The organism is Variovorax durovernensis, from assembly GCF_977011995.1.
Genome location: NZ_CDRNCW010000002.1, coordinates 20,866 through 46,115 on the forward strand (window position 1 = coordinate 20,866; position 25,250 = coordinate 46,115).

The window sequence follows — 25,250 nt, forward strand, 5'->3', positions numbered from 1 at the left end:
AATCGCCGTTCAGCTCCTACACGCACATGCAATTCAAGACTCCTTCCGTCCTCCCGCTCGCCTTCGCAATCGCCACGAGCGCCCTGATTTCCGCCGCACCCGCTGTCGCGGCCTCCCATGCCGCCAAGCCGGCAGCCCAGAAGAAGCCCGCTGCCGCCGCGCCCGCCGCCGCACCGGCGGCCGGGCAAACGGCCGTTGCCGGCGGCCCGCCGGCACTGCCGGCCAAGGCGTGGTTGCTGATGGACTTCGATTCCGGCGAGGTGCTTGCCTCGGCCAACCCCGACGAGCCGCTGCCGCCGGCGTCGCTGACCAAGATGATGACCAGCTTCCTGGTCGAGCAGGCCCTTCGGTCGGGCAAGCTCAAGAAGGACGATCTGGTGTCGGTCAGCCAGAACGCCTGGTGCCGTGGTTCGAGCACCGAGTCCTGCATGTACCTGCCGCTCAACAGCCAGGCCACCGTGATCGACATCCTGCGCGGCATCATCGTCCAGTCGGGCAATGACGCGTCCAAGGCGATCGCCGAGCACATGGCCGGCACCGAGGAGGGCTTCGCCAAACTCATGAATGCCGAAGCCCAGCGCCTCGGCATGACGCACACGCATTTCGTGAACTCCACGGGCCTGCCCGATCCCGATCACAAGTCGTCCGCGCGCGACCTCGCAATCCTGGCGCGCGCGATCATCCGCGACAGCTCGGAGTACTACCCGATCTACGCGGAGCGCGAGTTCAAGTACAACGGCATCAAGCAGGGCAATCGCAATGCGCTGCTCTACACCGACCCCACGGTCGACGGCCTGAAGACCGGGCACACCCAGGAGGCGGGCTTCTGTCTCGTGACTTCCTCCAAGCGCAACGGCATGCGCCTGATCACCGTGATCCTCAACACCAACAGCGCGCAGGCACGTGCCGACGAAACCCGCGCGCTCCTCGGATGGGGATACGGCAATTTCGAGAAGGCCACCCCTATTCAGCCCAATACCGTCGTCACGACGACCAACATCCGCTTCGGCAAGGCCGATACGGTTGCCGCGGGCCTGGGAGCGCCCTGGACGGTGACGGTGCCGCGCGGCCAGAAAGTGAGCACCTCCGTGCAGATCAATCCGAAGCTGGAGGCTCCGGTGGCCAAGGGCGCGGTGATCGGCAAGGTCGTTGCGGAGTCGAACGGCAAAGCGGTGGGCGAGGCACCGCTGGTCGCGCAGGCTGACGTGGAGCGCGCGGGCTTCATGCTGCGCACGTGGCAGCGTGTGGCCGGGTTGTTCGGCAAGTGACGTTGGATGCTGCGTGCCGTCGAATTCGGCACGCACCGCATCCGCTGCGCCAAAGCGCTGCTGCGGTTTTCAGCGTTTCGGCGAAGGCTGTTCCGCTGAAGAAGGCCCCTGGCCGAGCTGTTCTGCGAGCCCGACGATGATGCCCTCGGGCCCACGAACATAGGCAAGCCGGTATGACCCCTCGTACTGCATCCGCCCGATGAGTTCCGCGCCTTGGGCCTGCATCCGCGCAACGATGCGGTCGAGGTCATCGACGGCAAACATGATGCGGCGCAGACCCAGAGTGTTGACCGGTGCGTCCACCGGCCCGAACCTGACCGCGTCCGGCGTGTGGAACTTGTCCAATTCAATTCGCTGCCCATCCGGGGTCCGCAGCATCGCGAGGGTGGCTCGGACGTCTCCAAGCCCTATGAGGCTTCCGACAGCGGGCCCTTCGACCGTCGTTTGGCCCTCGAGCTCGAGGCCCAACTCGATAAAGAACGCCTTCACCGCTTCGAGATCGTCGACAACGATCAGGATGTTGTCCATGCGTTTGACTGCCATGTCCTTCGGCTCCTCGTTGATTGCAGGCCGAACAATAGATCAGCTCCGCGCCGACCGCTTCGAAGCCTCGCTTCGCGCCAGCCAAAGTCCGCTCGCAATGATCAGCGCGCCGCCGCCGAGCGTCCATGCATCGGGCGCGGCCTGCCAGAACAGCCAATCCAGCATCAACCCCCAGGCGAGGGCGCTGTATTCGAAGGGCGCGATGGCCGCGGCCTGGCCGTGGCGGAATGCCTCGGCGATGGCCAACTGGCCCAGAAAGCCGCTGATGGCCAAACCCGCAAGCACCCATGTGTGCTCGGCCTGGATGGGCACCCATTGCGGTGCCGATAAAAGGCTGCCGCCCACGGCCATGCCGGCCGTGGCCCAGAAGACCAGCGCGGCGCTCGACTCGGTGCGGCTGACGAGCCGGCCCAGCATGTTCGACAGCGCATAGCAGACAGCGGCCACCAGCACCGCCACAGCGCCCGTCGAGAGAAAGGCGCCCTGCTCGGGCCGCAGTGCGATCACGACACCGATGAAGCCCAGCCCGATGGCGATCCAGTGCCGCGGCTGTACCGACTCGCCCAGCATCGGCACGGCGATGAGCACCATCAGCAGCGGCGCGATGAATGTGAGCGTGTAGGCCTCGGCCAGGCCCAGCGTCTTCAGCCCGTGGACGAAGAGCACGAGCATCGCCATGTTCAGCGTGGTGCGCAGCAGGTGCAGGCGCCAGCGCAGCCGGCGGTTGAAGACGCCGGCCGCCTCGCGCCGCCAGCCGATGTACAGGCACACCAGGGGCAGGGCCGTGAGACCGCGCAATGCCATCACCTGCACGGCAGGGTAGTGGCCGGCGAGGTTCTTGAGCAGCGCGTCCATGCAGGCAAAGAAGGCGCAAGCCAGCAGCATCGCGGCGATGCCGCGCAGGGTTCCGGTCGGGTACATGGGTGAGTAGTCTTGCGGCAGCGGCGTCAGGCGCGCAGGTCCAGCCCTTTCCACGCCTCGAACACTTCCAATTGCTTTTGCAGCCAGTCCACAGGCACCGAGTTCGTTCCCCAGTGGTTGAGCCGCCCGGCCGCCTCGCCAAGGTTCCACAGGTGGCGAAACTGCATGAACAGCGGCAATGCCGCCAAGTCGCTGTCGCTCACTTCGCCGCCGCCCGCGCGGTATCCGCGCAGGTAGTGCATCCAGCGCTCGCGCAGCACGTCGTCAGGTGCCTTGAGATTCTTGCGAAACAGATACGACCAGGGCAGCACGCCGAGGTCGTAGGCCAGGAACCCCGGGCCGGCATCGTCGAAATCGAAGAACACCGTCCTCCGGATGCCGTCCGCGTCCGTGTTCACATGGTTGTTGAAGCCATGCGTGTCGCCGTGGCAGACGACGCGCGTCAGCCCGGGCTCGATCGCGGCCAGTTCCTCGAGCAGGCGGTGCACCAGGAGGCTGTACGCCTCCAGCAGCTGCGCGCTGATCTCCGGATACGACTGCAGGTAGCCCAGGGTCCGGCCGGCCAGGTGGTGGCCGTCCAGCGTGTAGCGACTGGGTGGGCCGGCATAGTCGCGTGCCGCCCCGTGGATGTGGGCCAGCGTGCGGCCGGTCAGTTCGATCTCTTCCAGCGTATCGGGAATCGTGCCTTCGGCATTTCGGAACAGGGCCAGCGCACGCGCTCCTTCGGGGAACTGCAGCGGGATGCAAGCGCGCCCGTCCGCCGCCGGCACCGCTGCGGCAACTCCCACCCCTTTGGACTCCAGGTGTGCCAGCAGCGAAATTTCGAAATGCGCATTGAAGCCGCCGCGCGGCCTGATCGAGTACAGGCGCGCCACGTAACGGACGCCGTCGGCCGAAAGCAGCGCGTAGTTGTCATTCAGGCCGCGGCGAATCAGGTGGCACTGCCGCACCGGGATGCCATGGTGGTGCGATACCCAGTGTGCGACGGACGATGGGGCTGCGGTCGTGTGGGTCGGAACGAGAGCGGGGTCGTGGGGGCAGGCATCGTGCATGAGTCATTTTCCGCCAACGGCACGCCCGCCCGGGCGGCGGGTATGGACGAGGCGCTAGCCGGCGTGCTGCTTGAGCACGCGCGGGTCGATCGGGGGCGCCTGCCATAGCTGCACGAGATAGTGGTCCTGCCCCTCCAGCCCATCCTCCGACAGGGAGTTCAGGCCGGAGCACGAGAGCCTGACCCGGTATGTCCCGGGCTCGATATCGAGCCGGGCCGCGTCCGGAAAATAGTCCGTGCAGCCCGCCACGACCAGCGGACCGGTCGCTATCACCAACGAACCTTCGGCCACGTGATCGAATGGGGCGAGGTCGCCCACAGGCTCGGAGCCCAGGAGCTCGAGCGTCACCGGCACATCCATGTTGCGGACGGTGCCAAGGCCGACCGTGCCCGGGGAGACGGCGAGCATGCGCTCCACGGCCGTGGCATCCCAGGCATCCGACAGATCGCTTTCCGCTGTCTCGTCCTGGAGGTAGAACTGAAAGTAGTCCGCAAAGATTTCGAGCTGGTGGGATTGCATGCCGTTGCTCCAGAGTTGCCGGGGGCGACGTGCGCTTGTCGGACGTCGCAGTCGGGTCGAACCGCATTTTCCCATTCATGATTTCGGTGCCCCGTCGGGTCTGGGTGGCAATGGGGCCCGAGCGGGGAGAATCAGATGTGCCCGCACGTGTCCTTCCGCTAACTCCGACTTCCCCTGCCCCCGTGGCGTCCACCGGACTCCAGGGCTTCATCCTCACCCGCCACTGGCGAGACACCCCAGGCGGCACGGAAATCGAGTACTGGCTGGCAACGGATGCAGGGCCGAGGAAAGTGGTCCTGAGCTCCCAGACTTCCGTCGCGTTCGTCGAGACGCGGCACAGGGCCGCGGTGGAAGCGCAGCTTGCGGCCTTGCCGGGACTGCAGCTGCGTGAGCTGGAGCTGAAGACCTTCGATCAGAAACCTGTCTTCGGCGTCTATGCGAAGCACTTCCGCCAGCTGGGCCGGCTGGCGCGTGCCCTGCAGGCGCAGGGCGTTCCCGTGCTCGAAGCCGACGTGCGCCCGCACGACCGCTACCTGATGGAGCGTTTCATCACCGCCGGCGTGCTGGTGGAGGAGGGCCGGGCAGACCGCGCCACCATTTACGACGGCAGGCTCAAGCCCGCGCCCGGATTCCGGCCGGTGCTGAAGATGGTGTCGCTGGACATCGAGACGAGCCAGGACGAGGCGCTCTATTCCATCGCGCTGGATGGCCCGCAACACCGCGTGGTCTTCATGCTGGGCGAGCCGCCGCCGCAGCAGCAGTCGGGCGAGCCCATGGACTTCGCGCTCGTCTATTGCCCGACCCGCAAGGCCATGCTGGAGAAGTTCAACGACTGGCTCGAGAGGAACGACCCGGACGTCGTGATCGGCTGGAACGTCATTCAGTTCGACCTGCGGGTGCTCCAGAAGACCGCCAACGACTGCGGCACGCAACTCCTGCTGGGGCGCGAGCGCCGGCCCATCGACTGGCGGACCCATCCGGGCAAGCAGGGCTACCTGTTCGCGCCCACCCCCGGGCGGGTGGTCATCGATGGCATCGACGCGCTGAAGGCGGCGATGTGGAGTTTTCCCTCCTTCAGCCTCGAGACCGTCTCGCAGGCGCTGCTGGGAGAGGGCAAGGCCATCGGCGACGAGTACGACAAGATGGCGGAGATCGAGCGGCGCTATCAGCAAGACAAGCCCGCGCTCGCGCGCTACAACATCCGGGACTGCGAGCTGGTCCTGCGCATCTTCGACAAGGCGAAGCTGCTGCAGTTCGTGATGGAGCGGGCCCACACCACGGGCCTTCAGGCCGATCACTTCGGCGGCTCCATTGCCGCGTTCAGCCACCACTACCTCCCGCGGATGCACCGCCTGGGCTATGTGGCACCGAACGTGGGCGAGATCCCGAGCAAGGCTTTCCCCGGTGGCTACGTGATGGACTCCAAGCCCGGCTTCTACGACTCCGTCGTGGTCCTGGACTACAAGAGCCTCTACCCCTCGATCATCCGGACCTTCCTTGTCGATCCCGTAGGGCTGGTGGAAGGCGCCAACGCCGGCGACCCGGCCATGGTCGTCAAGGGTCCGCAGGCGACCACCTTCTCGCGCGAGAGGCACTGCCTGCCGGAAATCGTGACCACGCTCTGGCGTGCGCGCGACGAGGCCAAGCGCGCGAGGAACGAGCCCTTGTCCCAGGCGCTGAAGCTGCTCATGAACTCCTTCGCAGGTGTGCTTGGCGCGGCCGACTGCCGCTTCTTCAATCCCAAGCTGGTTTCCGCCGTCACCCTTCGCGGCCACGAGATGATGAAGCTCACGCGCGACTTCGTGGAGCGCCGGGGTTACGAGGCCATCTACGGCGACACCGACTCCATCTTCATCTGGCTCAGGCGCACCCACACCAACGAGGAAGCGCATGCGGTCGCGGCAAGCCTGGCGCGCGACATCAACGACTGGTGGACGCGCACCCTTCGCGAGGAGCAGGGGCTGGAGAACTTTCTCGAAATCGAATTCGACACCCACTACCGGAAGTTCTTCATGCCCACCATTCGCGGCTCGGAGGTGGGCAGCAAGAAGCGTTATGCCGGCCTCGGCGTGGACGCCAACGGCAAGGAGGAAATGGTCTACCGCGGCCTGGAGATGGCCCGCAGCGACTGGACGCCGCTGGCGCGCCAGTTCCAGGAGGGCCTGCTGTCGCGCATCTTCCAGGGCGAGCCCTACAAGGCGTTCGTGGTCGGGTACGCGCAGTCGATGCTTGCCGGCGAAAAGGACGACCTGCTCATCTACAGGAAGCGCCTGCGCCATCGCCTGGACGCCTATCTGGTCAACGTGCCGCCACAGGTTCGCGCCGCTCGCACGGCCGACGAATACAACGCCCGCATAGGAAGGCCCAGGCAGTACCAGAACGGCGGCTGGATTCGCTATGTCATGACCCGCAACGGGCCTGAACCGCTGGAAACGCGCCATTCCCGCATCGACTACGAACACTACCTGGGCAAGCAGCTCCAGCCGATCGCCGACGCCATTCTCCAGCCCTTGGGAGAGAGTTTCACGGCCCTGACGAGCCTGCAGCAAGGCTTGTTCTGATGTGTTCAGCGCCCAGGGCGGGTGGCTCAGGCCACCACTGGCGATGCGGCGACCAGATGCTCGGTCAGGAACCACACCTGCAGTTCGTTGGTGCGCAGCACATTGCTCACGAACACATCGTTGCTGCCGGCATCGCCCGACTTGTCGACCTTCTCTGCCGCTTCGCGCGCGCTCACGATGATCTGCTCGTGCGCCTCGGCGAGCCGGCGCAGTTGCACCGCCGCGGGTTCGCGCCCGCGTGGCGGCCGCGCGATCCTGGTGGTCTCCGCGATGTCGGGAGCCATGGCGAGCGCCACGCCGCCCAGCAGCTGGATCCGTTCGGCCACGATGTCCACCAGCAGCACCTGTCCTTCGTAGTGCTGGTCGTACATCAGGTGCAACTGGTTGAAGGTCGGGCCTACCACCTGCCAATGGTGCTTCTTGTACATGTCGCGCAGGGTGATCGTGTCGGCCAGGCACTGGTTCAGCAGCGCCACGCTTTCCTTGCAGACCTTTTCGGAAAGACCGTTGGGCAGCTTGACGATCTCGCCGTAGCGTTGCGTCTCGTGGCTTTTCTGGTCGAGGTCGGGCTTGACCTCCTGCTTCGAGCGGGCCGATGAAGTGCTCGCGGCCGGCTTGGGGTGCTTCGAGGTTGCCATGTGTCCGTGCTCCTGCGCTGGTTGAATCGATGGCAACTTCTAGCACCCGCCAGGCGCGCTGAACGTAGGCCATCCGCGCAGACGGGGCGTCGCGCAAACGAAGTTCGGTTTCGACGCGGGGCACCTCGTCGCTCTCAATGTGCGCTACCGCACAGACGGGCTTTTGCCGGGGACCAGAAACTGCGGCCACTCATGAAGCCCGTGCGCCCTGTCATCCTGGCCTTGAATGGCGGCTCCTCCAGTATCCGGTTCGGCGTGTACCGGATGGGCGGCAGGCCGGAGTGCCAGCTCCAGGGCAAGCTGGACCGCATCGGCCTGGGCGGTTCCAGCCTGCGCTTTGCGGGGGTGGATGGGGTGGCGCACGAAGTTCCGTTCAAGGCCGTCAAGGACTACCGCTCGGCCACCCAGGCCGTGCTCGAATGGCTGAGCGCGCGCAAAGTCTTCGAGACGCTGGCCGCCGTCGGGTATCGCCTGGTGCACGGCATGGGCCACACCGACCCCGAACTCGTCACGCGCGAGCTGCTCGATGACCTGCGCCGAATCCAGTGGGTCGACCCCGACCACCTTCCGGACGAGATCGAGTTGATCGAGGCCGTGCGCAAGCATGTGCCGTTGCTACCGCATGTGGCTTGCTTCGACACGGCCTTCCACAGCCGCATGCCGCTGGTGGCCAGGATGCTGGCCATTCCCCGGCGCCTGGGCGAGAAGGGCGTGCGCCGCTACGGTTTTCATGGCCTGTCGTATGCGTATCTGATGCTGGCGCTGGCGCGCGCCGGCGGCCCGGCGGCAGCGAAGGGGCGGGTGGTCCTCGCGCACCTGGGCGGCGGCGCCAGTCTGGCGGCCGTGAAGGGCGGCGTCGGCATCGACACCAGCATGGGTTTCACGCCCGCCAGCGGCATGCCCATGGGCACGCGCTCCGGTGACGTGGACCCCGGCCTGGCGCTCTACCTCGAAAGAACCGAGCACATGACGCCCGTGCAGTTCGATGTCATGGCCAACGATGCGTCGGGACTGCTCGGGATCTCGGAGACCAGCTCCGACATTCGCGACCTGCTTTCGCGCGAAGCGGTCGATGCCAGGGCCGCGGATGCGGTGGCCCTGTTCTGCTATCAGGCCAAGAAGTGGGTCGGTGCCTATGCGGCCGCGCTAGGCGGGCTCGACACGCTGGTGTTCGCCGGCGGCATAGGCGAGAACTGCGCGGTGGTGCGGGCGCGCATCTGCGAGGGGCTCGAGTTTCTTGGCGTGCGCCTCGATGCGTCGCGCAACGCTGCCAACGCCGACGTGATTTCGGTCGCCAGGAGCCGGGTCACCGTGCGCGTCATCCGCACCAACGAAGAGTGGATGGTCGCGAGGCTGACTGCCGCACGAGTGTCCGCAGACTGCCCGCCGAAGAGCGAGACGACGGAGTGACCGGGATCCGCGCCGTGCGGCGGCGCACGTCGTCGGTCTCGATCAAGTGGAGCTTCCGGTGTCCTGCCGCAGCAGCTTTCTTTCGAGCTGGAGTTCCAGCGCCTCGACCATGCTGTAGGCCTCCAGGTACTTCTCCTCGGGGCCGGCGATGCGCCAGGCGTCGCGCTTCTGTTCTTCCCGGGAGATGCGCAGTTCGAGTGCGGCGATGTCTTCTGCGAATGTCATGGGGGAGGCCTCGTGCGGATCGGCCTCTACGATGCGCCGCAAAGGAATGTGCGTCAGTTCGCTGGCGCACGAAGACGCCTTGGCAGTCTCAGAGCGCCGAGGATTCCTCGCCGCCTTCTTCCGCCTCCGCCAGATCCTCGAGAGCCTGCATCTCGCTCGCCGACAGAGGCTTGCCGATCGGTGCCGCGGCCTTCCCGATCCGGACCGCGGCCATGTCGGCCTCGTTCGGGTATTGCCCGGAAATCCAGTAGTCGAACACCCGGCGCACGATGGGCGCCGCGTGGGCCGCGCCGAAGCCCGCGTTCTCGACGATGGCCGCCACCGCAATGGTCGGCGCTTCCGCCGGCGCAAAGGCCATGTAGAGCGCGTGATCGCGTTGTCGCTCTTCGAGCGCCTTGCCGCTGGCGCGCGCCTTCGGCCCGAGGCTCACCGCCTGCGCCGTGCCCGTCTTGCCCGCCGAGGTGTAAGCCGCTCCGGCGAACACGCGGGTACCCGTGCCGCCCTTCGTGACGGCAACCATGGCGTTGCGCACCACGTCGACGTGCTTTTGCGCGTAGCCCAGATCCCGGGCCTGCGGCTGCACTTGCTCCACGATCTCCTCGGTGACCGTGTCCTTGATGGCGCGCACCAGGTGTGGCCGATAGTGCATGCCACCGTTTGCCAGCGTGGCGTTGGCGGATGCGAGCTGCAGCATCGTGAAGCTGTTGTAGCCCTGTCCGATGCCCAGCGAGATGGTTTCGCCGGCGTGCCAGGTCTTCATGTCGGGGCGCCGATACGCGGCACGCTTCCACGCCCTGCTCGGCAGCACGCCACGTGACTCGCCAAGCAGGTCGATGCCGGTGAACTGGCCGAAGCCCAGTGGCGCCATGAACTCGTGAATCAGGTCGACACCCATCTCGTTGGCCAGCGAGTAGAAGTAGGTGTTGCTCGAAAACTGGATGGCGCGGTGCATATCTACGCCCCCCAGCCCGCCCCGGTGGCTCAAGAAGGTGCGCCCGCCGAAGCTGTAGGAGCCAGGGTCGTTCTCGACCTTGTCCGCGGCACGCGTACCGGTCTCCAGTGCCGCCAGCGCCATGAAGGGCTTGTAGGTGGAGCCCGGCGGGTAGGTGCCGCGCAGGGCACGGTTGAGCAGCGGCTTGTCGATGGACTCGATGAGCGCCGTCCAGCTTTCGTGGTCGATACCCTCGACGAAGAGATTGGGGTCGAAGGTGGGCTTGCTCACGAAGGCGAGGATCTCACCGGTCTTGGGGTCGATGGCCACCAGCGCGCCGCGGCGGTCGCCGTACATGTCCTCCACCAGCTTCTGCAGCTTGATGTCCAGCGACAGCATGACGGTGTTGCCCGGCGTGGCGGGATGGCGGGCGAGACGGCGCACCGCGCGGCCGCCGGCGGAGGTTTCCATCTGCTCGACGCCGGTCTGGCCGTGCAGTGTTTTCTCGTAGCTCTGCTCGATGCCGAGCTTGCCGATGTAGTCGGTGCCCCGGTAGTTGGCCTGTTCTTCCTCGTCCCAGTCCTCCATCGCGGTCTTCTCGCGCTGGTTGATGCGGCCGATGTAGCCGATGACGTGCGATGCCACTTCGCCATGCGGGTAGGTGCGAAACAGACGCGCCTTGATCTCGATGCCCGGGAAGCGGTAGCGCTGGGCCGCGAAGCGCGCGACTTCCTCGTCGCTCAGGCGGGTGCGAATGGGGATGGAATCGAAGCTGCGCGAGTCTTCGCGCAGTCGCTTGAAGCGGCGCCGGTCGCTCGGCGTGATCTCGACGATGGCCTCCAACTCGTCCAGTGCCGAGCTGAGGTCACCCACTTTCGAGGGCGTGATCTCCAGGGTGTAGGCCGCATGGTTCGAAGCCAGCACGATGCCATTGCGATCGAGGATCTGACCCCGGTTGGGCACCACCGGCACGACGGCGGTGCGGTTGCTTTCCGCCCGGTCGGCCAGCTCTTCGTGGCGCACGACCTGCAGGAAAGCCAGGCGCGCGCCGATCAGTCCGAAACCGAACAGCACCACACAGCCGACCACCACCACACGGCGGCGAAAACGGGAAAGCTCGGCGGCGGCATTGCGGATTTCATTCATCTGGGAAGAGAAAAACTGGGTAAGAGGCCCCAGCTATCCGGAGGTTCCGCATGTGCAGGTCTGCAGGAGCAATTTCACTCGCTCTTCGCAAGACAGGTTCCGAAAGACACGATTCACTGCATGCGTCGAACCTCAGGTCGCCGACCTGGCAACTTGCTCCGCTTCGATCACTGGACCTGCGCGTCCTCAACAGTCGTGGCCAACTCGCGCAGTCGTTGCAGGCAGTTTCCTTCGGGATAGCCGAGCACCTTCCATCGCGGCACAGCCAGCGGCAGCTGCTCGATCAAATGGGCGGCATGCTCCACGAAATGCGGCCACGCGACGATCGTCGGTGCTACGCCCTCGGCTTCGACGAGGAACACCAGGTCGGCTGCCGGCAGCCAGGTGTCCACGCCCTTGGGCAGCACGGCAAAGCTGACGAGCGAACCGTCGGCCTCGCGCTGAAGCAGGTTGTGCTTGGCGACGAAGACGTCGATACCCGCCTCCTCATTGGCTTTCTCCAGGGCCTCTCGCTGGTCGTTGTAGTCGACCGCCGTTTCCTCGCGCTGCAGCCTCGCCAGCAGGGCGCCGGCTTGTGCAGGCGGTGTCCATAGTGACCAGGTCTTGTCGCACAGCCTGAACATCTCGGCGCTGAGCGGGCGCGACTCCTCGCGCAGTACCCGGCTCGCCGTGGCGACCATGTTCTCGAGCGCGGCCGCGTCGCCAGCCCCACACACCAGCAGACGGTCGCGGTTCGGCACCATCGCGACAGGATCGCCGTTGAGTGGCAGTTGCCAAGCCAGTTCGTGCAGGAAGATGCGGGCGGCGTCGTAGTGGTCGCCGTAGTTGAAGGCGTGAAGCCCGGGTCCGATCTCGATGGAAGCCGGAGCCGCCTTGTGGCGCAGGTTGTCCACCGCGATCTCGAAGGCCTGCTCGAAGCCGATGCCCCAGCGCTCCAGATCGTCAAGGCTTACCTGCGCGATAGCATGGTCGCTGTCGATGGCGACGGCTGCGCCCAGGGTGGGGGAGAAGGGCGCCCACACCATGGTGTCCTCGAGCTTTTTCGAAAGGTTGCCGCGCGAGATCCGAGACAGGTCGACGCTTCCAAGGCGCCGCAAGATCGGCAGCAGACGCGGCCTGGCCTCGTCGAAGGTGGCAGGCTTGTCGCTGCCAATGCTCGCCACCGCGAGTGCGAAGCGCTTGATGTGCTCTCTGCGCTCGGCTGGCCGCGCCTGGCAGCAGTCGGTGTAAAGGTTGCTCAGATAGATCACGCCGCCGTCCGCTCGGCGGATCAGTAACTGCTCGAGATCGAGGACGAACTGCTCGCCGGGAAGACGTTCCTGGAGCTCCCTCAGCAGCAGCTTGGCGACCTTCTCGGTGCCGGGTTTGCGGTCGAAAAGACCGCGGATGAATGACAGCATGTTCCCTCCGCCGGCCAGTATAGGTAGCGGTAATGGCATGCAGAAGAGTTCTTCACGGCTGCACGCATGTCGCGCCGAGGCGAGGACGCACCCAGGTCGAGGCCCAGAAGACGAGTGCGAGCACGCTCACGGATGCGCCCAGCATGCACACGCCAGGCCATCCGAGGTGCGCGTACACCGTCGTCGATGCAATGGCGCCCGCACCGCTGCCCACTGCATAGAACAGCATGTAGCACCCGATGAGGCGGCCATGCGATTCGGCCGGCCCTCTGAGAATCATCGCCTGGTTGGTGACATGCAGGGCCTGGCAGCCCACGTCGAGCATCAGGATGCCGACCGCCAACCACCACAGCGACGACTCCGTGAAGCCGAGAGGTATCCATGCCAGAAGCAGAAGGACCAGCGCGGCCACGCTCGTGCGCTGGCCCCACCCCTGGTCGGCCCAACGTCCTGCCCGCCCCGCGAAGAACGCGCCGGCAGCACCGAGCAACCCGAACGCCCCGACGGCTGAATGCGACAGCGACAGGGGTGGCGCGGTAAGCGGCAATGCGAGCGCACTCCAGAAGATGCTGAAGACGGCGAACATCAGCAATGCCAGGGTGCCGCGCGTTCGAAGCACCCGGTCCGTCAGCAGGAGGCCCAGCGTCGAGCGGACGAGCTGGAGGTATGGCAGACGCGAGGCTGTGGCTGGCTGTGCGGGAAGCTGCCGCCAGACAAGCGCCCCGAGCGCAACCATGACCGCTGCAGAACCGACGTACACGCCGCGCCAGCCGAGCAGGTCGGCAACGACACCCGACCAGACCCTTGCGAGCAGGAGTCCGACGACCACTCCGGCCTGCGCAGCTCCGACGACGCGCCCACGTTCATGCGAAGCCGCGGCGCTCGCCGCGTAGGCAATCATTCCCTGCGTCATGGCCGTGCCCAAAAGGCCGACCGCCAGCATGCCTGCCATCAGGGCGACGGCGCTTCGAGCCATGGCCACGCCGCCCAGGGCGAGGATGAGGCCCATCAACTGAAGGCGGGCGAGCCGTCGGCGGTCGTACTGGTCGCCCAGAGGAACAAGCAGCAGCAAGGCCAGCACCGACCCGGCCTGGGTGGCCGTCACGACACCGCCGATAGCGGCAGGCGCGACGCCGAAGTCCACCGCCAGGCTGTCGAGCAGAGGCTGTGCGAAGTACACGTTCGCGACGCTGACGCCGCTCGTGCAGGCAAACAGGGCGACCAGCCTCTTCGGCATGGTCGGTGGATTGCTCGCGGTTTCCATGGGAACTCATCTCCATCTGGTTTCATTTTAAAACTAGATGGAGCATAGCTTGTTGGTTTTAAAATGCAACCAGCAGGCGGCGCTTTAGCTGCCCGGAGGTGTCGATGGCTGAACGGAAGCGAATGAACACGGCGAGTTGTCCGGTGGCGCGAGCGCTCGACGTCATCGGCGACCGTTGGTCGCTGCTGATCGTGCGAGACGCGTTCGACGGGGTCAGCCGATTCGGCGACTTTCAGGCGAGCCTGGGGGTCGCCCGAAACATCCTGGCAAGCAGGCTCAAGGCGCTTGTGGAGGAAGGGGTGCTGGAGGCTCAGCCGGCCTCGGACGGCACGGCTTACCAGCAATATGTTCTGACGCCGAAGGGGCAGGGGCTATTCCCCGTGGTCGTCGGCTTGCGGCAATGGGGCGAGGACAACCTCTTTCGCCGTGGCGAGCACCATTCACGGCTCGTCGGAAGAAAGAGCGGCAAACCGGTTGCACCCCTGAAGGTCTCCGGTGCCGATGGGCGCGCTTTGGCTTTCGGCGATGTGGTGGTGGTCGAAAAGTAGGCCCCTATCCACCGTGGTGCTGGCTCTTCGCGAACCGCGGCAGCAGGCCGGAGCGCGGCAGGTCGCGCATGAACGGCGGCACCGACAGCGCCAGCAGCAGTGCCGCGAGCGGCACCACGCACACGAACCCCACGTACTTGAAGCCGAGCGCACCCACGACACCGCCGAGCACGAACATGCCGATCAGCCCGGCGGCCCTGCGCATGCGGGTGCGGTCGTGGCGGACGGCGGGAGCAGGGGAGGCCGGGGCCTGCGCCGACTTCCTGTTCCAGTAGAGCAACTTGCCGATCTCCATCCCCAGGTCGGTGATGTTCCCGGTCATGTGCGTGGTCCGAATGCTGCCGCCCGAGGTCTTGGAGGCGATCGCGTTCTGCAGACCCATGATGAAGGACAGCAGCAGCACCGTGAGCGGCACGGCGAACGGCGTGGCCCAGGTGAGTGTCACGGCACCCATCAGGCCGAACGGAAACATGAGCGCTGCCTCGAGCAGCAGCGGCAGCGCATAGACGCTGTGCAGGCGATGCTGCCGGCCCCAGTTGACCAGCACCGCGCACACGGCCGCGCCCGAGGTGAACGCCAGCACGGCCCCGAGCGCGTTCAGCAGCAGCCTGGTGTTGCCCAGCACCAGGCCGTCGGCCAGCTGGGACGCGAACCCCGTCATGTGCGAGGTGTACATGTGCAGGACCAGGAAGCCGCCCGCATTCACCGCGCCGGCATTGAAGGCCAGCAGCAGGCCCAGCACCCTGTTCGTCGAGGGCGCACGGTGTCGGCTGGTCAGAAAGCGCAGTCTGCGCATGGGTGGGCTGTCCGTTGAGGCGTCGACCCATTCTCGCGCACAAGCCGTGCGCGGAACCGTTTGTCAGCCTGGGCCGCGGCGGATCAGGCATCCAAGCTGTACGGATAGCGCTGCGACAGGCCCTCGGACAGCCGGTTCATTTCACGGGTAATTTTCTCAACGTTCGCGAGGCCTGAAGCGCCTTGCTCCACGTGCTCCACCTGCGCCATCAGGTCGGCCAACTGGAGCCATTGGTTGAAGTCCAGGCACATTTCGATCGACAGCGCGTCGGTGCCCTGGTCGTGGTCGAGAAAGGCCACCTGATCGCCGTGTTCGGTTGGGCCTAGCAGCCACGCGTCTCCCGTGCCGGAGGTGCCGAAGACCCACCACTGCGTGCCCAGCGCGATCAAGGGATGGTCCCTGTCGGCTGTCTCGCGCAGCAGTTGTGCCAGGTTCAGCAGCATGAAGTCGCCGGCGATCTCCTGCCCGCCGATTTCATCGACCAGCGAGAGGAAGCCTGCAGGCAGGCTCGCCACGAGCGCCTCGCGCGCGGTCACGGAAATAGCCGTGGCCTCGCGACGCCGCGTGCCCAGTTCCGCCACGATCTGCCCCACGGGGCGAAGTGCCAGCATGCTTCCAGAGCCTCCATAGTCATCCCATAAGCCGCTGATGATGCCGTCATTTGCGGTCGGTCCCCGAGGCCACATAAGCAAGCGCGTTGGCCTGCGGCTCGAAGATCGGGTGCGGGCGAGCCGGTAGCGTATTTGCCGTCGGCCGGAATGGTCCTCGGGCAGGCGCCGGGCTCGGCCTACACGCCGCGTCATCCCGCCTGCTACAACTGGTTTCAACGCCGTCCGACAGCGCGGACTTCGGGCCAGTCGCATCCTCTGCGCCATCAACAGGAGCCATGAGAGAGAAGACGATGTCGAAAAAGCGTGACCGCAAACCCACTGTCCGCTCGCTGCGTGGCGAGTTCTGGCTTCTCGTCGCCGTATTCACCTGTCTCGCCACGCTGGCGCTGCTGCAGGTTGCCGTGGAGCGCGAGCGATCGCTGATCAAGGGGGGCGGCAACGCCGAAGCCATGCTGCTGTCGAGCTCGCCGGGCTTCTACGCGCGCTAGCATCCCGCGGCGGCCGCCCGCTCACCAGGCAAGGGCTGCTTCACTTCAACGCGGAGATCTCCCGGCTCTTGATCAACCGGGAGCGCAGCACGTTGCGGCTGATGCCCAGCAGTTTGGCCGCCTGCACCTGGTTGCGGTGGCAGAACTCGAAAGCGGTGCGCATCACCGTCTCTTCGATCTTCTCGAACATCAGCTCGTCGGGCTCGTTGAAGAGTTCGCGCAGCACGCCCTCCAGCGCCTGCTGGGGCGTGGTTGCGGCGGGGGGCTCGCTCTCCGGCGCGCGTCGCTGGATGTTGAGCGACGACAGGTGCAGGTGCTCCTCGCCGAGCACGTTGTGCTGGCAGATCAGCAGCGCATGGTGGATGACGTTCTCCAGCTCGCGGATGTTGCCCGGCCAGCTGTGCTCGCCGAGCTTGCGCTCGGCACCGGCGTCGAGCCGCACGGCCCCATAGCCCAGCCGCTGGCGGTATTCCTCGATGAAGTGGCGCGCCAGCGGCAGGATGTCGCCGGGGCGCTCGCGCAGCGTGGGCAGCGCCAGGTGCACCACGTGCAGCCGGTAGAAGAGGTCTTCGCGGAAATGGCCGGCGGCCACCGCGTCCTGCAGCCGCACGTTGGTGGCCGCGACCACCCGCACGTCGATGGGAACGCTCTTGCGCGAGCCCAGCCGCACCACCTCGCGTTCCTGCAGCACGCGCAGCAGCTTCACCTGGATGGACAGCGGAAGGTCGCCGATCTCGTCGAGGAACAGCGTGCCGCCGTTGGCGGCCTCGAACCAGCCGGTCTTGGCGGAGAACGCGCCGGTGAAGGCCCCCTTCTCGTGGCCGAAGAGCTCGCTTTCGACCAGGCTCTCGGAGAACGCGCCGCAGTTCACCGCCACGAAAGGCTTGCCGCTGCGCCGGCTCAGGTCGTGCACATGGCGCGCGATCAACTCCTTGCCGGTGCCGGTCTCCCCGATGATGAGCACGTTGGCGTCGCTGGGCGCCACCATGCGGATGCGCTCGAGCAGCGCGACCGAGCGCGGGTCCTGGAACACCTGCGCGGTGGCGCGGATCGAGGTGGTGAGCTTGCGCGGGTTGGGCAGCGTCAGCAGCGTGGGCGCGTCCCAATCCGGCTCGGAAGCATCGGCCGGCGGCAGCACGTCGAGGGGGCGGGTGAAGGCGTTCATGAGTAGAAGGTCGGTACGGGATAGTGCTGCTGGAGGGCCCATTCGCCGAGCTCGCGCACCTTGTAGGCCACGGGGTCGTGCAGGCTCTGGGTGCGCAGGTTGCGCCAGTGGCGGTCCAGGCGCAGGCCGCCGTGCGTGGCGCGCGCGCCGGCCACGTCGAACATGCGCGTACAGATGTCCAGCCCGGTGCTGGTGGCCGCCACCTTGGCCGTGGCCACGGCCACGGCGACCTCTCCGCGTTCGTCTTCGCTCAATGCCGCGCCGCGCCGCCAGGCGGCGTCAAGCCGGTCGGCCGCGCGGTCGGCCAGCACACGCACGCTTTCCAGGCCGACCCAGAACTCGCCGTACTGGCTCAGCACGTACGGGTCGTCCTGCATCTGCGCCACCTTGGACGCATGCCAGGGCCGCGACTCGTGCAGCGTGTAGTGGCGCGCATCGTGGAACGCGGCCTCCGCGATGCCCAGGTAGATGTTGGCCAGCACCAGCTGCGAGATCAGCGGGCGCAGGCAGGCGAAGGGCGTGGACAGCGGGCCGGGATCGGCCAGCACCTCGTGCTGCTCCACGCGCACCTTCTCGAAGGTGACGCTGCCGCTGTCGGTCTGGCGCTGGCCGATGTTGTTCCAGTCGGGCGCCACGAAGATGCCCGATCGGCCCGTGGGCACGGCCGCGACGATGAAGGCGCCGTTGCCTTCCTCGCGTGCCGAGGCGATGAGCATCTCGGAGTCCAGCGCGCCCGAGCAGAAGCTCTTCTGCCCGGTGAACTCCCGCCAGCCCGGGTGCACGCTGGAGACGGTGCGGTCGTCCAGCGGATTGAGCGCGTTGCCCCAGAACCAGCGGCGCCGCGCGGTCTGCTCGAACCAGGGCTGCCACTGCGCGGGCTGCGCGAACAGTCGCACCGTGGCGAGCATCAGGTGATGGAAGCCGAAGACGTGCGCGACGGAGCTGTCGGCCTGTGCCAGCAGCCGCACCACGTCGAGCGTCTCGCGCCAGTCGGCGCCCCCGCCGCCGAACTCGGCGGGAATGCTCAGCGCCAGCAGCCCGCTGGCACGCAGCGCATCGCGCTCGGCCTTGGGGGTGCCGCCGCGCTCGTCGCGTTCCACTGCGGTTGCGGCAAGCCGCCGCGTCAGTTCCTGCGCGACGTCGCGCGTGGTGGCGGCAGGCGGGGGGGACAGGACGGAACTCACAGGACTCACACAGGGCCTCGCTGATGGACATTCGCGCGCAGCAAGTGCTGCGCCAGCAGCATGTTGACGGCGCGCCATCGCCGATCCAACGATGCGATCGGCATATCGATGCTCGATTTGCTTCCATGGCAGCAGCGCGGGCGATCTCGTGCGCGGCATGCAGCACGGTTGATGATGGGCTGCTGCTGGAGCAGCAGAAATCGCATGCGACGCGCCGTTCGCATGGGCAAATCCACTGGCACGCTAACTGCTGAATCGTGCGTCCGACGACAGGCAATTGCCAAGGGCGCTCCATGCAACTTTTCTGGTTTCTTCCCACGCACGGCGACAGCCGCTATCTGGGCACCTCGCGCGGCGCGCGCACCGTGAGCCACCGCTATCTGCGCCAGGTGGCGCAGGCCGCCGACGAACTGGGCTACGAGGGCGTGCTGATTCCCACCGGCCGTTCGTGCGAGGACTCGTGGGTGGTCGCGTCGTCGCTCGCGGCGCAGACCGAGCGCCTCAAGTTCCTGGTCGCGATCCGCCCCGGCATCATCTCGCCGACGGTGTCGGCGCGGCAGGCCGCCACGCTCGACCGGTTCAGCGACGGGCGCCTGCTGATCAACGTGGTCACCGGCGGCGACCCCGACGAGCAGCACGGCGATGGCAGCTTCCTCACGCATGCCGAGCGCTACGAGGTGACCGACGAGTTCCTGCGCATCTGGCGTGGCGTGGCGGGCGGGGAGACGGTCAACTTCTCGGGCAAGCACCTGCGCGTGGAGAATGCGAAGACCTTGTACCCGCCGGTGCAGAAGCCGTATCCGCCGCTGTGGTTCGGCGGATCTTCCGAGGCGGCCATCGCGCTGGCGGGCGAACAGGTGGATGTGTATCTCACCTGGGGCGAGCCGCCCGCCGACGTGGCCGACAAGATCGCGAAGGCGCGCGCCGCCGCGGCGAAGCACGGCCGCACGCTGCGCTTCGGCATCCGGCTGCATGTGATCGTGCGCGAGACCAGCGAGGCGGCCTGGCGCGCCGCGGACGAACTCATTTCCTACGTGACCGACGACACCATCGCCGCCGCTCAGAAAGCCTTCTCGCGCTTCGATTCCGTGGGCCAGCAGCGCATGGCCGCATTGCACGGCGGGCGGCGCGACAGGCTGGAGGTGTCGCCCAACCTCTGGGCCGGCGTGGGGCTGGTGCGCGGCGGCGCGGGCACGGCGCTGGTGGGCAGCCCCGAGGAGGTGGCGGCGCGCATCAAGGAATACGCGGCACTCGGCGTGGAGACTTTCATCTTCTCGGGCTATCCGCATCTGGAGGAGGCGTATCGCGTGGCCGAGTTGCTGTTTCCGCTGCTGCCGCTCGACCATGTGCGCCCGGCGGGGCAAGCCAACATCACCGGCCCTTTCGGCGAGGTCATCGCCAACGACATCGTTCCGCCCTCTTCGCAAGTCGCGCAGCCGGCGTCGCGCGACAGGGTCGCCGCATGAAGCACTTCGGCGCGGAGGCCGGCGACGAGGCCGTGCCGTGGCAGGCGGCGGCGCAGCGCGTGACGCAGGCCCTGGCGGAAACCGCCGTCGAACGCGACCGGCGCGGCGGCACGCCGAAGGCCGAGCGCGACCTGTTGCGCGACAGCGGCCTGCTGATGCTGAGCGTCCCGCGCGAGCTTGGCGGCCTGGGCGCGAACTGGCGCCAGACGCTTGACGTGGTGCGCGGCCTGGCGCGCGTGGACAGTTCGGTGGCCCACCTGTTCGCCTTTCACCACCTGCTGCTGGCGACCGTGCAGCTGTTCGGGCAGCCTGCCCAGTGGCGCCCGTGGATCGAGCAGACGCGCGCGCAGCACTGGTTCTGGGGCAACGCACTGAACCCGCTGGACAAGTCCACGCGCGCGCAAGCGGACGGCCCTGACCATGTGTTTTCCGGGCGCAAGAGCTTCTGCTCCGGCGCCAGCGATTCCGACATGCTGGTGGCCTCGGCGCTGGACGCCGACGACCGCCTGCTGATCGGCGTGGTGCCCACGCGCCGAGAGGGCATCACCGTGCTCGATGACTGGGACAACATGGGCCAGCGCCAGACCGACAGCGGCAGCGTGCTGTTCGAGGGCGTGCGCGTCCAGGCGCACGAACTGCTGCTCGACCCCGGTCCGCTGTCCACGCCGTTCGCCTGCCTGCGCCCGCTGCTCGCGCAGCTGATCCTCGCGAACATCTACCTGGGTCTGGGCGAAGGCGCCCTGGCGCAAGCGAAGGCCTTCACCCTGGGGCAGGGGCGTCCCTGGCTCTTCTCGGATGCGTCGGCCGCGAACGAAGACCCCTATGTGCTCGCGCACTACGGCGACTTCTGGCTCGCGCTGGAGGGTGCGCGCAGCCTGCTCGACAGCGCCGCCGTCGCCTTCGACCAGGCCTGGCTGCGCGGCACGTCGCTCGACGAACGGGAACGCGGGCAGGTTGCCATCGCCGTGGCCGCGGCCAAGGTCGCGAGCACGCGAGCCGGCCTGGAGGTGGCGCACCGCATGTTCGAGGTGACCGGCGCGCGCGCGACCACCGCCGCGCTGCGGCTGGACCGCTACTGGCGCAACCTGCGCGTGCACACGCTGCACGACCCGGTCGACTACAAGGTGCGCGAGCTCGGCAACTGGGCGCTCAACGACCGGCTGCCGCCGCCGAGCTTCTATTCCTGAGTTCCGTTCCTGAGCCCCGTGCTCCGTCGAAGAAAAAGGGCCTGCGGCGCGATGCCGCAGGCCCTTTTGCATTGCGCGGCGACACCGCGGCCTGCTGCCAGGGAAGCAGTCTCGAAGGTGGATTGCTGCCTGGCGTTCATTCGGTGCGCGCATACCGATGTACCCCGAACGACTAAGCCGCCAAAGCTGCTTCTGCATCAGCAGTCGAGCCGCAGCCTGCTGGCGGCACAGCATGCGCGAATCCAGCCTTTTCCCGCTAACTCATTGATTTGCAAAGGAAAAAAAGGTGGCACGCCATTCGCATATATCCAACGCGCCGCGAATTGCTTGCGGCTTCTGAACTGAGGTCATATCAACATGAGTCGAAAACTGAAAGTCGTTGCCGTGTCCGGCAGCTTGCAACGTCCCTCGCGCACCCTGGTGCTGGTCGATCGGCTGCTGGCCGCGCTCGGCGACGAAGTGGCCATCGATGCCCGCGTGATCTCGCTCGGCGAGATCGGCCCGCAGTTCGCCGGCGTGCTCTATCGCAACCAGCTGCCCGCGGCGGTCGAGGAAAGCATCGCGGCCATCGAGTCGGCCGACCTGCTGCTGGTGGCCAGCCCGGTGTACCGCGGCTCCTACACGGGCCTGTTCAAGCACCTGTTCGACTTCGTGCACCACGAGGCGCTGACCGACAAGCCGGTACTGCTCGCAGCCACGGGTGGCAGCGACCGGCACGCGCTGGTCATCGACCATCAGCTGCGTCCGCTCTTTGCCTTCTTTCAGGCGCGCACGCTGCCGATCGGCGTCTATGCGGTCGAGAAGGACTTCGAAGGCTACGAGATTGCCAGCCCCGCGCTGCGCGAGCGCATCGCGCTGGCGGTGGCGCGCGCCGTGCCGCAACTGCGCGACGCCGCACCGGCGGTGGCCGCACCCAGCCCCGTTTCCCGCAAGCCGGCGCCCGTCGCGCTGCCGGTCTGAAACCCGTTCGTTCGATCCCCAAGGAGCCTCCCATGAGCCAAGCGTCTTCCACTCCCGCCCCCGTCAAGTTCGCCTACTGGGTGCCCAACGTCAGCGGCGGCCTGGTCGTGAGCACCATCGAGCAGCGCACCGACTGGAGCCTCGAGTACAACCAGCGGCTCGCCGTGGCGGCGGAGAAGGCGGGCTTCGAGTACGCGCTGAGCCAGATCCGCTTCACGGCGGGCTACGGCGCGGAATACCAGCATGAGTCGGTGTCGTTCAGCCAGGCGCTGCTGCATGCGACCACCAGGCTGAAGGTGCTGGCGGCGATCCTGCCCGGCCCGTGGAACCCGGCGGTGGTGGCCAAGCAGATCGCCACCATCGACCACATCTCCAACGGCCGCATTGCCATCAACGTGGTGAGCGGCTGGTTCAAGGGCGAGTTCCAGGCCATCGGCGAGCCATGGCTGGAGCACGACGAGCGCTACCGCCGCTCGAACGAATTCATCCGTGCGCTCAAGGGCATCTGGACGCAGGACAACTTCACTTTCAAGGGCGACTTCTATCGCTTCAGCGACTACACGCTGAGCCCGAAGCCGGTGCAAAAGCCCCACCCCGAGATCTTCCAGGGCGGCAGCTCGCGCGTCGCGCGCGACAACGCGGCCAGCGTGTCGGACTGGTACTTCACCAACGGCAACACGCCCGAGGGCCTGAAGGCGCAGATCGACGACATCCAGGCCAAGGCCGCGCAGAACGGCCACACGGTGCGCATCGGCGTGAATGCCTTCGTCATCGCGCGCGACACCGAGGAAGAAGCCAAGGCCGTGCTGGCCGACATCATCAAGCACGCGCACGTGGAAGCGGTGCACGCCTTCGGCGATGCGGTCAGGCAGGCCGGCAAGGCGTCGCCCGAAGGCGAAGGCAACTGGGCCAAGTCCACCTTCGAAGACCTCGTGCAATACAACGACGGCTTCCGCACCAACCTCATCGGAACGCCGCAGCAGATTGCCGAGCGCATCGTGGCGCTCAAGGCCATCGGCGTCGACCTCATCCTCACGGGCTTCCTGCACTTCATCGAAGAGGTGGAGTATTTCGGCGAGAAGGTGCTGCCGCTGGTGCGCAAGCTCGAAGCGGAGCAGGCCGCTCGCGGAGAAAAGTCGAGCAAGGCGGCACTGGAAGCCGTGGCGTGAGCCTCGTGATGCCCGATCTTTTCTTCGATGCGGGGCCCGTCTCGCTCGGTGTCGATCCGGTGGCCTTCGTGCCGGCGGGTCGTGCGGCTGCGGCGGGGGAAGACACCGCGACCGCGGCCGTGCTGAGGCTGGAGGGCGTCGACCTGTCCTTCGGCGGCGTTACCGCGCTGTCGGGCGTGGATCTGTCGATCGCGAAGGGAGAGATCCGCGCCGTGATCGGGCCCAACGGCGCCGGCAAGAGTTCGCTGGTCAACGTCATCAGCGGGCTGTACCGGCCCGAGCGTGGGCGCGTATGGATCGGCGCACGCGGCTTCGGCCATGTGCCGACGGCGCGGCTGGCGCGGCTGGGCATCGCCCGCACCTTCCAGAATCTTGCGCTGTTCAAGGGCCTGAGCGTTCGCGACAACATCGTGCTCGGCCGCGTCGATGCGGCGCGCTCCACCTTCATCGAGCAACTGATCGGACTGGGCCGCGCACGTCGCGAACGCGAAGATGCGCGCGCCAGAGCCGACGCGATCATCGGCTTTCTCGGGCTGGGCGCCGTGCGCGAGCGGCTGGCCGGCACGCTGGCCTATGGCCTGCAGAAGCGCGTCGAACTGGCGCGCGCGCTGGTCGCTTCGCCCCGACTCTTGCTGCTCGACGAGCCGATGGCCGGCATGACCGTCACCGAGAAGCGCGAGATGGCGCATTTCGTGCGCGCCGCGCGCGACGAGTTCGGCACCAGCATCCTGCTGATCGAGCACGACATCGGCGTGGTGCTCGGCCTGTCGGACCGCGTGGCCGTGCTCGACCACGGCCGCAAGATCGCCGACGGCACGCCGGCGCAGGTGCGCAACGACCCGGCCGTGATCGACGCCTACCTGGGCGTGGCCCACGACACGCACGAGGAGCAGGCCTGATGGACGCCAGCGACCTGAGCTTCTTCGCCGAAGTGCTCATCGGCGGCCTGCTCTCTGGCGTGATGTATTCGCTGGTGGCCATCGGCTTCGTGCTGATCTACAAGACATCGGGCGTGCTCAACTTCGCGCAGGGCGCGCAGCTGCTGTTCGCCGCGCTCACTTTCGTGAGCCTGGTCGAGCGCGGCGTGCCCTTCGCGCTCGCCCTGGTGCTGACCTTCGCGCTGATGGTGCTGCTGGGCCTGACCATCGAGCGCACCGTGCTGCGCCCGCTGGTGAACCAGCCGCCGATCACGCTGTTCATGGCGACGCTGGGCCTGTCGTATGTGATCGAGGGCGTGGCGCAGCTGGTGTGGGGCACGCAGGTGCACGCGCTGGAGCTGGGCATCGCGGACGAGCCGCTGCAGTTCCTGGGCATCATGGTCTCGACCTTCGACCTGTTCGCTGCCGCGACGGCCGGCGTGATGGTCGCGCTGCTGTCGGCCTTCTTCCGCTACACCCGCGTGGGGCTGGCGTTCCGCGCGGTGGCGGACGACACCTACGCGGCCATCGCGGTGGGCCTGCGCCTGCCGCGCATCTGGGCGACGGTGTGGGCCGCGGCCGGCGTCATCGCGCTGGTGGCCGGGCTGCTGTGGGGTGCCCGCCTGGGCGTGCAGTTCTCGCTCTCGCTCGTGGTGCTGAAGGCGCTGCCGGTGCTGGTGCTGGGCGGCTTCGATTCGATCCTCGGCGCGATCGTCGGCGGGCTGGTGATCGGCGCGCTGGAGAAGCTGGCCGAGGTTTACATCGGGCCGTTCGTGGGTGGCGGCATCGAGAGCTGGTTCGCCTATGTCGCGGCGCTGGCCTTCCTGCTGATCCGCCCGAGCGGGCTGTTCGGGCAGAAACTGGTGGAGCGTGCCTGAGCC

The 25,250-nt window shown here is 67.0% G+C and carries 25 protein-coding genes; 12 read left to right on the plus strand and 13 right to left on the minus strand.

Annotated features, from left to right (window positions below):
* The first annotated feature begins 26 nt into the window (after window positions 1-26).
* Window positions 27-1,268, plus strand: coding sequence for a D-alanyl-D-alanine carboxypeptidase family protein (locus tag ACWV14_RS32125; protein ID WP_454907874.1), 1,242 nt, complete (start codon window positions 27-29; stop codon window positions 1,266-1,268).
* A 69-nt stretch (window positions 1,269-1,337) separates the two neighbouring features.
* On the opposite strand, the gene ACWV14_RS32130 is transcribed toward ACWV14_RS32125, so the two are convergent.
* The 4 genes from ACWV14_RS32130 to ACWV14_RS32145 are packed head-to-tail and all read right to left on the minus strand — an operon-like array spanning window position 1,338 to window position 4,303.
* Window positions 1,338-1,811 (minus strand): VOC family protein, encoded by a 474-nt coding sequence (locus ACWV14_RS32130; RefSeq protein ID WP_454907875.1) that lies wholly within the window; start codon window positions 1,809-1,811, stop codon window positions 1,338-1,340.
* Window positions 1,812-1,850: 39 nt separating this feature from the next.
* Window positions 1,851-2,732, minus strand: a complete 882-nt coding sequence (locus ACWV14_RS32135; protein WP_454907876.1) for a DMT family transporter — start codon at window positions 2,730-2,732, stop codon at window positions 1,851-1,853.
* 26 nt (window positions 2,733-2,758) lie between these two features.
* Window positions 2,759-3,784 (minus strand): phosphotransferase enzyme family protein, encoded by a 1,026-nt coding sequence (locus ACWV14_RS32140; RefSeq protein ID WP_454907877.1) that lies wholly within the window; start codon window positions 3,782-3,784, stop codon window positions 2,759-2,761.
* A gap of 54 nt (window positions 3,785-3,838) precedes the next feature.
* On the minus strand, window positions 3,839-4,303 hold the full coding sequence (locus ACWV14_RS32145) for a hypothetical protein (protein WP_454907878.1): 465 nt from the start codon (window positions 4,301-4,303) through the stop codon (window positions 3,839-3,841).
* A gap of 182 nt (window positions 4,304-4,485) precedes the next feature.
* Between ACWV14_RS32145 and ACWV14_RS32150 the strand changes: the two genes are divergently transcribed.
* On the plus strand, window positions 4,486-6,864 hold the full coding sequence (locus tag ACWV14_RS32150) for a DNA polymerase II (protein ID WP_454907879.1): 2,379 nt from the start codon (window positions 4,486-4,488) through the stop codon (window positions 6,862-6,864).
* A gap of 26 nt (window positions 6,865-6,890) precedes the next feature.
* Here the strand turns inward: ACWV14_RS32150 and ACWV14_RS32155 are convergent, their stop codons facing one another.
* Window positions 6,891-7,502, minus strand: a complete 612-nt coding sequence (locus ACWV14_RS32155; protein ID WP_454907880.1) for a Dps family protein — start codon at window positions 7,500-7,502, stop codon at window positions 6,891-6,893.
* A gap of 192 nt (window positions 7,503-7,694) precedes the next feature.
* On the opposite strand from ACWV14_RS32155, the gene ACWV14_RS32160 reads away from it, so the two are divergent.
* Window positions 7,695-8,912, plus strand: coding sequence for an acetate/propionate family kinase (locus ACWV14_RS32160; protein WP_454907881.1), 1,218 nt, complete (start codon window positions 7,695-7,697; stop codon window positions 8,910-8,912).
* Between the two features lie 42 nt (window positions 8,913-8,954).
* Here ACWV14_RS32160 and ACWV14_RS32165 read toward each other — a convergent pair whose 3' ends face one another.
* The 4 genes from ACWV14_RS32165 to ACWV14_RS32180 form a co-directional block, all read right to left on the minus strand.
* Window positions 8,955-9,137 (minus strand): hypothetical protein, encoded by a 183-nt coding sequence (locus ACWV14_RS32165; protein ID WP_454907882.1) that lies wholly within the window; start codon window positions 9,135-9,137, stop codon window positions 8,955-8,957.
* Window positions 9,138-9,225: 88 nt separating this feature from the next.
* Entirely contained in the window at window positions 9,226-11,214 is a 1,989-nt protein-coding gene (gene mrdA, locus ACWV14_RS32170) for a penicillin-binding protein 2 (RefSeq protein ID WP_454907883.1), read from the minus strand.
* A gap of 167 nt (window positions 11,215-11,381) precedes the next feature.
* The gene (locus tag ACWV14_RS32175) at window positions 11,382-12,614 is read right to left on the minus strand and encodes a hypothetical protein (protein WP_454907884.1); all 1,233 of its coding nucleotides are present in this window, start codon (window positions 12,612-12,614) and stop codon (window positions 11,382-11,384) included.
* 52 nt (window positions 12,615-12,666) lie between these two features.
* The gene (locus ACWV14_RS32180) at window positions 12,667-13,878 is read right to left on the minus strand and encodes an MFS transporter (RefSeq protein WP_454907885.1); all 1,212 of its coding nucleotides are present in this window, start codon (window positions 13,876-13,878) and stop codon (window positions 12,667-12,669) included.
* Between the two features lie 104 nt (window positions 13,879-13,982).
* On the opposite strand from ACWV14_RS32180, the gene ACWV14_RS32185 reads away from it, so the two are divergent.
* Window positions 13,983-14,426 (plus strand): winged helix-turn-helix transcriptional regulator, encoded by a 444-nt coding sequence (locus tag ACWV14_RS32185; RefSeq protein WP_454907886.1) that lies wholly within the window; start codon window positions 13,983-13,985, stop codon window positions 14,424-14,426.
* Window positions 14,427-14,430: 4 nt separating this feature from the next.
* Here ACWV14_RS32185 and ACWV14_RS32190 read toward each other — a convergent pair whose 3' ends face one another.
* A complete protein-coding gene (locus ACWV14_RS32190; protein WP_454907887.1) occupies window positions 14,431-15,222 on the minus strand; it encodes a YoaK family protein in 792 nt (263 codons plus the stop codon).
* An 83-nt stretch (window positions 15,223-15,305) separates the two neighbouring features.
* Complete coding sequence (locus tag ACWV14_RS32195) at window positions 15,306-15,833, minus strand: hypothetical protein (RefSeq protein WP_454907888.1); 528 nt, start codon at window positions 15,831-15,833, stop codon at window positions 15,306-15,308.
* Window positions 15,834-16,123: 290 nt separating this feature from the next.
* On the opposite strand from ACWV14_RS32195, the gene ACWV14_RS32200 reads away from it, so the two are divergent.
* Complete coding sequence (locus ACWV14_RS32200; protein WP_454907889.1) at window positions 16,124-16,321, plus strand: hypothetical protein; 198 nt, start codon at window positions 16,124-16,126, stop codon at window positions 16,319-16,321.
* Between the two features lie 40 nt (window positions 16,322-16,361).
* Here the strand turns inward: ACWV14_RS32200 and ACWV14_RS32205 are convergent, their stop codons facing one another.
* Both ACWV14_RS32205 and ACWV14_RS32210 read right to left on the minus strand, forming a co-directional pair.
* Entirely contained in the window at window positions 16,362-17,486 is a 1,125-nt protein-coding gene (locus ACWV14_RS32205) for a sigma-54 interaction domain-containing protein (RefSeq protein ID WP_454907890.1), read from the minus strand.
* Complete coding sequence (locus ACWV14_RS32210) at window positions 17,483-18,658, minus strand: acyl-CoA dehydrogenase family protein (protein WP_454908812.1); 1,176 nt, start codon at window positions 18,656-18,658, stop codon at window positions 17,483-17,485. The genes ACWV14_RS32205 and ACWV14_RS32210 overlap by 4 nt, the downstream gene beginning before the upstream one ends.
* 35 nt (window positions 18,659-18,693) lie before the next feature.
* Between ACWV14_RS32210 and ACWV14_RS32215 the strand changes: the two genes are divergently transcribed.
* The 7 genes from ACWV14_RS32215 (at window position 18,694) to ACWV14_RS32245 (ending at window position 25,247) form a co-directional block, all read left to right on the plus strand.
* Window positions 18,694-18,924: a hypothetical protein gene (locus ACWV14_RS32215; protein WP_454907891.1), complete on the plus strand. Its 231-nt coding sequence runs from the start codon at window positions 18,694-18,696 to the stop codon at window positions 18,922-18,924.
* Window positions 18,925-18,963: 39 nt separating this feature from the next.
* On the plus strand, window positions 18,964-20,136 hold the full coding sequence (gene ssuD, locus ACWV14_RS32220) for an FMNH2-dependent alkanesulfonate monooxygenase (protein WP_454907892.1): 1,173 nt from the start codon (window positions 18,964-18,966) through the stop codon (window positions 20,134-20,136).
* Window positions 20,133-21,323: an acyl-CoA dehydrogenase family protein gene (locus ACWV14_RS32225; protein WP_454907893.1), complete on the plus strand. Its 1,191-nt coding sequence runs from the start codon at window positions 20,133-20,135 to the stop codon at window positions 21,321-21,323. Before ssuD ends, ACWV14_RS32225 begins: the two co-directional genes overlap by 4 nt.
* A gap of 357 nt (window positions 21,324-21,680) precedes the next feature.
* Window positions 21,681-22,283 carry an FMN reductase gene (gene msuE, locus ACWV14_RS32230; RefSeq protein ID WP_454907894.1) on the plus strand — a complete coding sequence of 201 codons (603 nt, stop codon included), beginning with the start codon at window positions 21,681-21,683 and terminating at the stop codon, window positions 22,281-22,283.
* A gap of 32 nt (window positions 22,284-22,315) precedes the next feature.
* On the plus strand, window positions 22,316-23,452 hold the full coding sequence (sfnG, locus tag ACWV14_RS32235; protein ID WP_454907895.1) for a dimethylsulfone monooxygenase SfnG: 1,137 nt from the start codon (window positions 22,316-22,318) through the stop codon (window positions 23,450-23,452).
* Window positions 23,453-23,460: 8 nt separating this feature from the next.
* Window positions 23,461-24,351: an ABC transporter ATP-binding protein gene (locus tag ACWV14_RS32240; protein ID WP_454908813.1), complete on the plus strand. Its 891-nt coding sequence runs from the start codon at window positions 23,461-23,463 to the stop codon at window positions 24,349-24,351.
* 14 nt (window positions 24,352-24,365) lie between these two features.
* A complete protein-coding gene (locus tag ACWV14_RS32245) occupies window positions 24,366-25,247 on the plus strand; it encodes a branched-chain amino acid ABC transporter permease (protein ID WP_394478185.1) in 882 nt (293 codons plus the stop codon).
* Window positions 25,248-25,250 lie beyond the last annotated feature (3 nt).